General features: G+C 44.5%; 10 protein-coding genes. 3 read left to right on the forward strand and 7 right to left on the reverse strand.

Annotated features, from left to right (window positions below):
- Positions 1–53 precede the first annotated feature (53 nt).
- The 3 genes from MusilaSJ_RS07485 to MusilaSJ_RS07495 form a co-directional block, all read right to left on the reverse strand.
- The gene (locus tag MusilaSJ_RS07485; RefSeq protein WP_274989389.1) at positions 54–476 is read right to left on the reverse strand and encodes an SRPBCC family protein; all 423 of its coding nucleotides are present in this window, start codon (positions 474–476) and stop codon (positions 54–56) included.
- Positions 464–919, reverse strand: coding sequence for an EVE domain-containing protein (locus tag MusilaSJ_RS07490; protein WP_274989390.1), 456 nt, complete (start codon positions 917–919; stop codon positions 464–466). The genes MusilaSJ_RS07485 and MusilaSJ_RS07490 overlap by 13 nt, the downstream gene beginning before the upstream one ends.
- Positions 920–1,041: 122 nt before the next feature.
- The gene (locus MusilaSJ_RS07495; RefSeq protein ID WP_274989391.1) at positions 1,042–1,989 is read right to left on the reverse strand and encodes a helix-turn-helix transcriptional regulator; all 948 of its coding nucleotides are present in this window, start codon (positions 1,987–1,989) and stop codon (positions 1,042–1,044) included.
- Positions 1,990–2,043: 54 nt separating this feature from the next.
- Between MusilaSJ_RS07495 and MusilaSJ_RS07500 the strand changes: the two genes are divergently transcribed.
- The 3 genes from MusilaSJ_RS07500 to MusilaSJ_RS07510 all read left to right on the forward strand — a co-directional run bounded on the left by MusilaSJ_RS07500 (position 2,044) and on the right by MusilaSJ_RS07510 (position 4,539).
- The gene (locus MusilaSJ_RS07500; RefSeq protein ID WP_274989392.1) at positions 2,044–2,484 is read left to right on the forward strand and encodes a putative signal transducing protein; all 441 of its coding nucleotides are present in this window, start codon (positions 2,044–2,046) and stop codon (positions 2,482–2,484) included.
- A gap of 149 nt (positions 2,485–2,633) precedes the next feature.
- Positions 2,634–3,644: a glycosylasparaginase gene (locus MusilaSJ_RS07505; protein ID WP_274989393.1), complete on the forward strand. Its 1,011-nt coding sequence runs from the start codon at positions 2,634–2,636 to the stop codon at positions 3,642–3,644.
- Positions 3,645–3,792: 148 nt separating this feature from the next.
- Positions 3,793–4,539: a copper homeostasis protein CutC gene (locus tag MusilaSJ_RS07510; RefSeq protein ID WP_274989394.1), complete on the forward strand. Its 747-nt coding sequence runs from the start codon at positions 3,793–3,795 to the stop codon at positions 4,537–4,539.
- Between the two features lie 153 nt (positions 4,540–4,692).
- Here MusilaSJ_RS07510 and MusilaSJ_RS07515 read toward each other — a convergent pair whose 3' ends face one another.
- From MusilaSJ_RS07515 to MusilaSJ_RS07530, 4 genes are all read right to left on the reverse strand, one after another.
- Complete coding sequence (locus MusilaSJ_RS07515; protein ID WP_274989395.1) at positions 4,693–7,233, reverse strand: hypothetical protein; 2,541 nt, start codon at positions 7,231–7,233, stop codon at positions 4,693–4,695.
- Between the two features lie 295 nt (positions 7,234–7,528).
- On the reverse strand, positions 7,529–10,369 hold the full coding sequence (locus tag MusilaSJ_RS07520) for a TolB family protein (RefSeq protein WP_274989396.1): 2,841 nt from the start codon (positions 10,367–10,369) through the stop codon (positions 7,529–7,531).
- A 357-nt stretch (positions 10,370–10,726) separates the two neighbouring features.
- Positions 10,727–10,942: a hypothetical protein gene (locus tag MusilaSJ_RS07525; protein WP_274989397.1), complete on the reverse strand. Its 216-nt coding sequence runs from the start codon at positions 10,940–10,942 to the stop codon at positions 10,727–10,729.
- Between the two features lie 86 nt (positions 10,943–11,028).
- Entirely contained in the window at positions 11,029–12,294 is a 1,266-nt protein-coding gene (locus MusilaSJ_RS07530) for a metallophosphoesterase (protein WP_274989398.1), read from the reverse strand.
- Positions 12,295–12,455: the final 161 nt, after the last annotated feature.

Raw genomic sequence — 12,455 nt, forward strand, 5'->3', positions numbered from 1 at the left:
TTTTTATACAGTTAATTATAATGATTATATAAATTATTAGTTTATAATTATCATTATTCAACCAACTTCTTCAGTCCCTCAAAAATCCCTTTCCAATTTTGCTCTGAATGCGTTTTGGCTTCCTCATTTTTCACATTGTCCTGGGTAATTGTAAGCTCGGTTTCGCCATTGTTCTCGGTTAGATTATAGGTAATATTGGCGTAGTTTTCGGGCTTGTCTTCGGTACCGCTCATGCTGCTCCAGTAATTGTATTTCACAAATGCACCGGGATCAATGTCCAGTATGGTTCCATGGTCTTCATACTTTTTACCATTCCACTCCCCGCTGAATTTTATGGGCTCCCCTACCCTCCAGCTCGATTTAAGATCGGTACCAAAAAAATATTTTTTTACCATAGCAGGATCAGTCAAGCCTTGCCAAACTTTAGCCATAGGGGCTTTAAATTTTACCTGCACATTTACTGTTAATTTTTCCATAACGTAGCTTTATTTAATAGTGGTTGTTTTGCAGTGATCATTTGTTCCTTTATCTTCTTAAAATCTGCGTCGGGAACTTCAAAAAATCCAAACCTGAAGTTGTAACCCCAGGCTTTTTTGTTGGTGATAAAATCAAGCTCTTCAATCATCGGGGCTATCGGAACTTCGGCACATTCGTAGTAATTTACATTGCGGCGGTATGGGATAAAATCAATAGCCATTTGCTTCTGATAAATATCCTCGTCACGCACCTGACCAATGGCTGTAAAAGCCTGCAAAGGCTCATTGCCGTTCATCTTTTGTTTAGGCGAATACACCGCCACCCAGTCGCCAACTTCCATACGTTTAAGCGGCGCCAGTTTACCATGATTGGCCTGAATAAATCCCCCGGAAATGCCACGGCCAATGTGATCTTTTGATACTACTATTATCCAATGTTTCATAAGTGTATGGTTTAAATTACCCGCAAAAACACGACCAATAAAAGCCCTGCCCCTGCTATTATGAAACAAAGTAACAATGCACTGGTGACAGCCTTATGTCAGCAGGAAAAAAAGAAAAGAAATTAATTTATTTTTTGGGCGATGGTCGCGGTAATCTCCCGTACACGCTGTAGCAGTGTATCTGGTTTAATGATTTCAGCGCGGTCGCCAAAGGTCATATACCATCGGGCAAAACCTTCTAATGAAATGGTCAAAAAAGTCATCTCAATTTTGTTGCCCACGGTTTTCTCAGATACAAAACCGCCATAGTATTTTTGATGGTCAAGATAGCTGTGAATCTCCTTGTCAACTTTGATCACCACCTGTTCAAGCTGCTTTTCGCTGGCCATCTTATCAATATAATCCTTTAGCGTAGGGTGCTTGCTGTTGATATAACTTTTATCTGTTACCATCAGCTTTTTGATACGGTCGATCCTGAAATCGCGGTAATCATTACGCAGGCGACAGTAAGCTATCAGGTGCCAGAAACTATCCAGAAAAAAAACGCCGACCGGCTCTACATCGCGTTTGGTATTTTCCTGCGAATGGGCGGCGAAGTAGTCAATGCACATGATCTTCTTACATACGATACAATCCAGTATAGTTTGAATATGATCAGTATTTCCGGCGCGTTTTTGGCTATGGCTTTTCAGTACTTCAATGCTGCCGTCAAGATTTTCCAGGGCATCCTTTTCGGATGATTTAAGAATAGCCCTCACCTTATACATGGCCGATTGGTACTGTGCCATGGTTGAGGTATCTGTAAGCTTTTCAACAAACTTTTCGGCAGTTAAAAAAGCGGTGGCTTCCTCGCGGGTAAACATTACCGGGGGCAGGCGGTAACCATCCATAATGGAGTAACCAACGCCGGCTTCGCCTATGAGCGGGATGCCCGCCTCCTCAAGCGTTTTAATATCGCGGTAAACCGTACGCAGGCTAATGTTGAACCTATCGGCAATATCTCCTGCCTTTACCACCCTGCGTGATTGTAGTTGGATCAAAATGGCTGATATTCGGTCGATGCGGTTCATGGCGTCCAAATTAAATAAAAAACAATTTACCTTTGATTAATATTTATCTACAATATGGCCGTTCAACCCGAAGAAAAGATCATAACGTTTGAAACCTATTATGATGTGATGCTTGCACATATCATCCGCACCAAACTGGAAGGTTATGGCATTCCCTGCTTTATTGCCGATGAAAACACTATTGGTTCCAATCCTCTTTACAACCAGGCGGTGGGCGGCATTAAACTTAAAATATTTGAGCGCGACCTGGAGCGTTGCCGTGAAATCTTAGCTACTGAAGGCGACCTCCATGACCAGGACCATATTGAAATTGACGACGAAACGCTTAATGCCGTAATTTGCCCTTATTGCGGCTCAACCAATGTTCGCTACGGCTCTGCAACCGAAAAGAAGGTTCATTGGCTTACAGCCATCATCTCCTTTTTATTGATGATATTCCCTTTTTATAGCCGTAAAGCATGGCATTGCTTTAATTGCCAGCGGGATTTTGAATAGCTTTTTTCAAAGTCGAAAGTCTTAAGTCTCGAGTCAAAAGTCTTCATTTTTATAACCCGATATGGTCTTAACTTAAAACTCAAGAGTTACGACTTCAGACTGAAGACTTAGAACTTACGACTTAAAACTGTTTTTCATATATTAGCGGTATGTACAACCGCCGTAAGTTCATTAAATTATCCGCCGCAGGTGCTTCATTTGCAGCGCTTTCTAAATCTGCCATCGCAAAAACTGTCATATCGAAACCCGAGGGCGGTTATCCTATTGTTATCTCTACCTGGGATTTTGGCATTATAGCTAATAAAGGTGCCTGGAAAGTATTATCAGCCGGGGGCCGTGCGCTCGACGCCATTGAAGCCGGCGCCCGCATTCCCGAAGCCGAAGATATTACTAATCATACCGTAGGCCGCACCGGCCTGCCCGACCGTGACGGACACGTAACCCTCGACTCATGTATTATGGATGAGTTTGGCAACTGCGGCTCGGTAGCTGCCATGGAGGATATAGCTCATCCTATTTCAGTAGCCCGCTTGGTGATGGAGAAAACCCCTCACGTAATGCTGGTTGGCGAAGGTGCTACCCAGTTTGCCGTTGAGCAGGGCATGAAAAAAGAAAAACTGCTAACCCCCGAAACAGAAAAGATCTGGAAGGAGTGGCTTAAAAAAGCCCAGTACAGCCCCGTAATGAATATCGAAAACGGCGGCAAGCCGGGCAATAAATACAACCATGATACCATTGGTATGCTGGCTATTGACGCTAAAGGCAATATCTCAGGTGGTTGCACTACCAGCGGTATGGCTTTTAAACTGCATGGCCGTGTTGGCGACAGCCCTATTATAGGCGCAGGCCTTTATGTAGATAATGAAGTTGGCGGTGCTACATCAACCGGTGTTGGCGAAGAGGTGATCCGCAATGTGGGTAGCTTTTTGGTAGTGGAGCTGATGCGCCAGGGCTTATCGCCCGAAGATGCCTGTAAGGAAGCCGTAAACCGCATTATCAAAAAGAAGCCCGAGATAGCTAAAAAAATCCAGGTGGGCTTTTTAGCCATCAACAAAAAAGGTGAATATGGTGCTTACGCCATACAAAGCGGTTTTTCATACGCCGTTTGCAATGCGCAGCAGCAGGATCTGTTAATACCTGGCAAGAGTTATTATAAATAATTTAGGCCATGGACGAAAGTCGATAGTCCATGGCTTAATATTGCAGAATATAGTTAACTTAACAGTAGTAGTCTATGAACTATCGACTATAGACTATGAACAAAAAAGGCTATGGACTATCGACCATGGACTATGGACTTAAAAAAACATGCAAGTATCGCTCGAAGTTTGTGCTAATTCGGTAACATCGGCCCTGGCGGCCCAGGAGGGCGGCGCTGTGCGTGTTGAACTTTGCGAAAATTTGAAGGATGGCGGCACCACCCCATCTCACGGTACGATATTAATGGCCCGCAGCCTGCTCCATATCAAGCTGTATGTGCTCATCCGTCCGCGCGGCGGCGATTTTTTGTACAATGATATGGAGTACAAGCTCATGATGGCCGATATCAGATATTGTATTGATGCCGGTTGCGACGGTGTTGTAATAGGTATTCTTAAAGAAGATGGCTCCATCGATATAGAACGCTGTACCGAAATGGTACGCCTTGCCCGGCAATGGGGCCTGGGTGTAACTTTTCACCGGGCTTTCGATATGTGTGCCGATCAGCATAAAGCACTTGAAGAAATTATTGAGATGGGCTGCGAACGGATCCTGACCTCGGGTGGTAAAAGCACAGCTATTGAAGGTGCCAGCAATTTAAACCGCCTTATTGAGCAGGCGGCAGGCCGTATCAGTATTATGCCCGGAAGCGGCGTAAGCGAAGTTAACGTAGCCGACCTGATCCATTTTACCGGCGCTACCGAAGTACACTCATCGGCAAGGATAAAAATTGCCAGTAAAATGAAGTTTCATAACGATCATATACTCATGAGCAACGAAGCCGGCGACGAATACAGTATTGATGTAACAGGAGTTGACCGGGTTAGGGAATTGATTCGGTTGGCGAATAGTTAATTCCGGTAAACCAAAATTTGCATCAAGTCGCAAAGGTCATTAGGAAATCCTAACGCCTTCCGCTTCTTGATGCAATAAGAAATATTATTTCAATAGATAGTTATCCTCCCACAACAGGAACGAAAAAGCCCTGAAACTGCAGCGGCTTTATAGCTACATAAGATCTGGCAAAGGCACAGGGGGATCATCTGACCTGAAATGCGATGCCCGTTCGGCAAAACTCACCTGCGCATGCTCAACAATCTCCCTAACCAACAAATCGGACAAGGGCACACTAAACGTAAGAAATAGTGCCGTTTCAGAATAGATCCGGGCGGAGAGCCCGATATCTGGATGCCGTGAGCGATTTCGCTCAACCAGGTCGGAAGCCACCATGGCAAGTGATTTAGGGCTAAAGGTGTTTGCAAACTCCCGCCCGCCCGGAACATTATTATACCATGAATATGGAGCAACAGACACAATTAGTGTTCGTTCTTCGTCCTGATGATGCGGATACGATGGATCAGGCGTGTAGCGCCGGGAAATATCAACCTTACCAACTGAGATTACGCCTGGTACCTGCAATGCTCGCTGGGCCTTTGAAGGCGACACCCACACCAATACACTATGATTATCGCGAGAGGCATTCGACATAGGTGTTTCAAGCGCAGTGGTTAACCGGGCTATTATTTCAGGCGTCGCAGTTCCGCTTAACCGAATTTCCATCTGCTCAGCATTCATAATATTATCGGAATGATACTCTACAAATGCAGGGGCAGCAGCAGGAAATTCAGCATCAACCCGATCCCCGAGATCGGCCGTTGTGTGATTCCAGTTAGGTAATTCCGTTGCCGCTACGAAATTTGAAAGCGCTCCTGCATCGGTATAGCCGGATGAATCAGCCACTGCGGGCCAGGGCACTGATGTACTGGTACGGGAAATGACCACATTCCAATTCCATTGTACATAACCAAGAGGTACCCAGCGGGCGTCGTGTACTCCCGGCCCCTTCGGTTTATATACCAGATATGAACGAAAAGTTTCGTAAACACTGATACGCACGACATTGGAATTTAAGGAAAAAGAAGGACGATCCAACAAATACACAGTTGCATCTCGGCCCGGCAAGATCTCGGCTGTGGCATTAGGATCCCGATATTCCATATTACCGTCTCTTACGCTCCTGTCAAGATACCATTCAAAATTTGTTGATAGTTCAAATGTTGACCCATCGCCCTTGTTATAAAGGCGTTGTCCCCTTACAAACTGCATCACAGCGATATCTCCCATGGTACCACGAGGATTTAGAGCAGCACGAAAACGTATACCCACCCCAGGTTTCTCTTCGGAGGCCCTGCCAGTAACCAGGCCAAAATCAACATGGTAGCCGACACCTTCTCTTTGGCGTACCGTAATAGGATGAGTGTTGCCGTTTACTTCAATATTTGCTGGAGCCGTAGTAGTCATAGCCCTTGCCGTGGTAACAACCCGCACAGGCCTACCGCCGCTCATTCCTTCGCAGGTTACTTCCGGCGCGTACACTCCGCGGCGGGGACAGAAAAAAGAAGGTCCTACCCGGCCTTTAAAAATTGGAGAAGGCAACTGAGCCATCGACCCTGATGGCTGAGTTTGTGTCCATGGCCAGATCAGATTACCTCCAAAATCCCACGTTTGGGTAACAACTTCGAAATTTGCCTCAACCACACCAATCATTTCCACCCCCATTGGCATATAGCCATCCTCTCCAAGTCGCAGCATCGATTTTTCTTCTAATCCCCCGCATTTTTTTATCGCAACGGCAGCTCCCGGTGTTACAATAGCACCCTCCAGCATAAACTTAGCAGCCATCATACCCGAGTTGGGCATCATGCTACGGGGATAATCGGGCAGATCGTCCAAAACCGGTTCAATCGACGTAGCCTGCAGTACGGTTATTTCGAAACTGATCATTTCACCTGCAACCAATTCATGAGCGAAATCTGTAAGCTCGAATACGGTAGTCCAATCAGAGGGGCGCTGTTTGCGGTTAACATAAGACCGGTGAAATAATAGTTCACTGCCCCTCATAAACTTAAGCTCCGCCTGGTAAGGATTTTGGTTAGAGCCCATCCCTACAGCAAGAGTTGAAGGTATGCCTGACTGTTGTATACGCAACTGTTGAACAAACCTGCTGCCTGCCTTAAAACCCCAACTCCTTCGGCTCGGATGATCCATAGTGCTGGCGAGCATACCTTGCTGCGGGCCGGGAGCAGGTTTAGCTTCGCGCGAAAGTGTAGTATCAGCGGTACCAGTGCACCAGCTCATTCCGCGGTATTCGTTAGGATACTTCCCCGCGAAAATGCAAAAATTCCCATCGTTGCGCATGATGGCAAAATATTCCGACTCATAATCGTGTGGGGTGTTTGATGACCACACCGCGCCTTTGTTATCTGCCGGTCCGGTTCCTGCATATACACAAAAGTTTCCGTTGATATGCAACGTGGCATAATAATCGCCTTCAGGCCAGCCGGTCATCGCCACACAATGGTAAAGATCGGGCTGTGCAACCCCGGGCCGGTTCATAAAAATACAAATACGACCATCAGCGCCAAGCACGGCGCTAAAAAGCCCGTTCTTCGACGTTAGTGCTTCACCCGGCCTTAATATGCCGTTACTGTTAAGATAATTACCGCGTGAAATAAATCCGGATGTAAGATTAATGACAGGTTCGCTCATACTAAGCTCCCCTCCTTGTAAATAGAATTGGTCATGGCTTTAGGTTTTAATAGATAATAAAGTTTTGTTTAATTATTTCTTTAAAAGATGCATTAGCAGCAAGTTAATTAAATAAATAATAAAAAAAAGTAGTAAAAGATAAACAAAAACAATTGGCAATACCTATTGCGAGATGGCCTAAAACAGTGCTTTCCACACTTGTGAGGGTTAAAACGAAAAGCCGGGATACAGTATGGTGATCTAAAGATTATATATCATCCCCGGTTGTTTCGGAATGAAGAAAAGGCTGATTAAGTTAAAAAAACGTCACCGGCAACACCAGTTCTATCCTGTTGCGCCCTGTCCCGCCAAAAAAATCTTCATCCAGCAGCCTGCTGTACCTGATACCGAATGTGATACTGTTTTGGTTAAAGAATTTGGTATCGAAATATAAGGTACCGCCCACCGACCTGAAGTTTTGTTTAAAGCTGCTGCCATCCGTAAAAAAGTTAGAGGCATTGGCATGGGTATAATCAAAAAACAATGCTGTGCGTAAGCGTAACAGGTAAAACAGGTTACCGAAACCTGCATCAGGATAGGCTATTGGCATGTGGTAGGTTAAGCCAATCTTATTCATATTATCCAGGTTTTCGGCAGTATAACCTTTGGAGAAAGGGAAGTCATTAGAGAAACTAATCACATTGTCCTTCCCTTTTTGCTGGTGCGCCAGGCTGACGACAAAGTTGTGGTTCACAAACAAACCAGGAAAGTAAAACGACCCTGTTGTTAATAGTTGTGTTGCTCCTGAACCCGAAATTGCTGATTTATAATTAACCCCAATGCTTTGTGCAAATCGTGGATAGATATTTTTCTGTGCCTGCTGAGTTTGATTGCTAAAGCTGAAATAATTATTTAAATAGCTATATGACCGGTCGGCAAAACTGCTTTTGTAGGCCTGTTGAAAGTTGATGCTGTTAAAATACAGATCGCTGCCAAAGGTAATACTGGTTAAACGCTTGCCCTCACTAAAATTGAGGGGAACCCGCAAACCGCCGTGCACAGCAGTCTCGTTCCAGTACACGTATTGACCTTTATAAAAGCTCCGCCTGTCGAGCGTATAATCCGCCCCTGCCGAAATGTAAGGGAACAAAGCACCGTAAATGGCATCGAAACCAAACTGCTTGTAGCCTTCGTTGGTATTATAATCAAAAGACAATTCGGACTGGAAAGTATTCAGCACATTTTCACCTGTAATAGCGAATGAATAATTAGGGTCGCTAATGTTGGGGATGATGCTGTGAAAATTGAACAAACCATGTGCTTTGGAATAGTTGGTGACCGGCAACGGCTTATCAGCTATCCCTGTTACTAAATTAGCCGCCGAATCTTTTTTGAGTGCCGTGATCCCCAGATCGGGCAGATAACGTGCATAATCCCCCCCGGCGGCAATCCATTTCAAATCTTTTTTATCGGCCTGGTTAATCCGGTAACCATCGGCAGTAAAACCAACCCAGGCCAGTTTATTATCGCTTACAGCGGGTTGATAATAGCCTATGCCGCTGTCGTTACCGGTAGGCAGCATCTCATAAACACTTTTATCGTTAAGCATCATTACAAACAGGCGTTCGTTTTTACCATCGGTTTGGGTAAAGTAAAGCGTATCTTTTTTTAGGGCGATAAAACCTATCGGGCGATAACTCAGGGGCGTTAAATAAGCTGTTTTACCGGTAGAGATCTCTGTAAGCGCTATCCCCATTTTACCATCCTTATTGCGCGCTGCCGACAGCAGTTTGCCATCGCCATAAAACTTAGGGTAAGTATAAAATAGCCCCCGCGGGTTTGGAATTTCCTGTTGGACCTTACCTGCGGTGTCCAAAATATGCAGCCGGCTTGCACCTGATGGATCAACCTGTACAGCGACGATGCTTTGACCATCGGCACTAAAAGCAGGCGAAAAGTATTTTGCTTTTGATGAGATCCTGTGTTCCCACCCCGTTTTTGCATCAAGCAGCATCAGTTCACTATAATTCCGGTAGCCCCAGCGTAAATCCGGCCGATAGGATGTATAAATTATTTTACCGTTGTGATAATCAAAATAACTATCCAATGAATAGGAACGGGTGCTAAACTTTACTTCTTTATCGCCTGTTTTAATAACAAAGGCAGGCAAATGATCATAGGTGTTTTTGGCATAGATGAGCGTACTATCGTTCACAAAAGCCGGGTATTGCCGGTTGGCGTCAAAATGTTTCTTCCGTTCGGCAACGGGCTGATTGTTATCTTCAGCAAATTGCTGTTTGAAATAAGCAAACCCGTTATTTGAAAAGGTTTTGAAATTTTCGCCGGTATATTTTTTAACAGCCCATTGAAAAGGATAAAAACCACCGCGATAAGCCGCAGCGTCATGTGTTACGTTTTTCCACAGTTCACTGCCATATTTTTCGCGGCCATAGGCTACCATCATATAGCCCAGCGGGTAATGATCGGGCACATAATCGCGGTACGAGCCATTGCGAAGCTTCATATAGCTGTAGTTTTTATCCGCAGCCCACAGCGCACGGTAACCTGTAAAAAAATAGGGCAACCGGCCCCTGCCCTGTTCGCTTACCAGGGTTTCGTTAAAAACAGCATCGCCTTCAAAAAACCAGTTAGGTACAGCCAGATCGTTGCCCAGCGCCTGCCCGCCCTCGCCAAAAATTATACGCAGAAAATGTGAAAGGCCTACATTAAAATTATTGTACTGCTGCACATGCCTGTACTCGTGAATAGCCAGTTGCTGCGGCCACGGCAGGCTGCCTATATCAAAGCTATTTTGTTCGGGGGTTAAAAAAAATTCGCTCCTGAAGGGGGCCAATCCTACATAACCATTGGCTACGGTGGTTTGGTTTTGCAATACAATACTGATCTGCTTTTGCTTAAAGCCGATTGTTGGCCGGATCAGGCCGTTCATTTGCTGCACAATATTGGCAACCCTTAACGCCGCCGAATCCAACCCGGCCGGGAATATAACCCGGGCGGGCGGTGTATTTATCTGTCTCCACTTTATTGATGGCGGATTACCGCCAAACACCTGCGCTTTTGATATTGTAGCAGAAAGTAACAGCGCCGGAAGTATTAATTTTTGAAGCGTTTTGTAACCGGTAAACAGATGATTCATTGAGGGTGAAAGTAAATACAAATTGCTATTTAAACAACAATGCCGTCTACACAACGCTTTTTAATTTAAACTGGTATAAAACAAAAAACACCCATCAAACCGACGGGTGTAAAGACAAGGTTAAAGTTAAGGTTTAGGTTTTAAATATTATATCAATTATTATTGAAAGGCAATATTAGCAACCCGTGATAGGTAGTGGCAGTTCTTGTTTTGCAGGATTTAATCAACGCTTAAATCTCGATATTTAAAAACGTTTTTGCAATCCGTGAAAACACGGTATTTTATTCCGTTAAATAACGGTAATTACCTTTACTGAATTACAAAAAAGCCCGATATGAATATACCGGGTTTACTATTTTATATTTTGATGATCTTACTGCCTTTTTGCCCGGAAGGTTTAGGCGAATCAGGTTTGGGAATATGTTTTATAATGTAGATAAGTGTATGGGCGATTGCGCTTATAGCTCTCACCCCAAAATGCACAAAAGGCTTCATCACGTGCCATGCATTGCTATGCTGATGCTGTACCTGGGGGCCATGCTTGCCTATCCTTTTTATATTGTTAGTTGCCATAATCTTAGTTTTAAATGCTTAGTATAAAAAGCATAAAAACCCTGCCACAAATCAGGCCCGATAAATCAAATCCGTATTTTATAACGTTACACTACCTTTTTCTTCAGCTCAATAACCGTAACCTCCGGCCAGATACCTAATCTTCCCGAAAATGCAAGAAAGCCGAAACCACGGTTTACGTACAGGTAACGGTTCTTTTCATTAGCCAGACCGGCCCAGTCAACATAGCGGTATTTTACCGGGCTCCATCTAAAGCCGGGAATCTCAACCCCAAACTGTGCGCCATGAGTATGGCCCGATAAGGTAAGATGAATGGTTGTTGGATTATAACGGACTTGCTCTTCCCAATGGGTAGGATCATGCGAAAGCAGTATTTTAAAGGCATCCCGGGGTACGCCCTGAAGTGCTTTATTCAAATCGCCCACCTGAATGAAACCTCTGCCCCAGTTTTGGATTCCGATGAGGGAGATCTTTTGTCCGTCTTTTTCAATGGTTACATTTTCATCCAGCAGCAAACGATAGCCTAAGGCTTTGTGATGTTGTTTAAGCTTATCAAGGTTGGCGGCCTTTTCCTGCATGCTATCCCAATGGATATAATCACCGTAATCATGATTCCCTAAAATAGAAAACTGTCCGTAAGGCGCTTTGATCTGCCCGAACCTGTCAATATAAGGCTCAATTTCCGATGCTGCATTATTCACCAGATCTCCGGTAAAAACAAACAGGTCGCTTTTTTGCGCTTTAGCCAGGTCGATACCGCGTTGCATAGCCTCGGTATTATCAAAGCTTCCCGAATGGATGTCAGAAAGCTGGGTGATGGTAAAGCCGTCAAAGGCATCGGGCAAATCATCAAAATAAAGGGTGGTTTTATGCAGCTTATAATCGTATTTACCCTTAAGCATTGCATAAAAAAACGAAGTAAAGGGCACGGCAGCCATCAGTACCGCTATTTCACTGATAAACTTACGCCGGCCCGGAAAAGCCGACTGCCCGGCAACCCTGCCCGAACCACCGATCAAATTGAATACACCTACGAAAAACCTCCCCAGATCGCCAAAGGATAGCACGATTATGAAAACCAATTTGGTAATAAAAAACGTCAGGAACAGGCTTAGCATCCACTCATGAAACGGGCGCATGCCGCTTGCTGTGCTAAAAGCGCCAAAGCCAAGTAAAAATAAAGCAGTTACACCAACAGATATGATCAGATACCCCCATAAAACTACATTGCGCCACAGGTTTGATTGCCAGTCGGCAGTTAAGGTTTTAAGGCCGGAATGGATGTACCAATCAAACAACAAACTAATCAACGCGATAATTGCGAATACCTTCAAAAAACCACTACTGTGCATATAAATACGTATAAGACTGCAATTTAAAAAAGTAAAGGTAATTAGAGGGTAAAATTGCAGATGCAGGCCAGGTTCAAAGATTTTGTGAAAGACGGGAAATTACTTCATGCAAAAATAGAGACCAATAACCAATAGTATTTGGATACAAATTGCCGCGAAAA

This window comes from Mucilaginibacter sp. SJ (assembly GCF_028993635.1).
In the GTDB taxonomy this organism is placed as follows: domain Bacteria; phylum Bacteroidota; class Bacteroidia; order Sphingobacteriales; family Sphingobacteriaceae; genus Mucilaginibacter.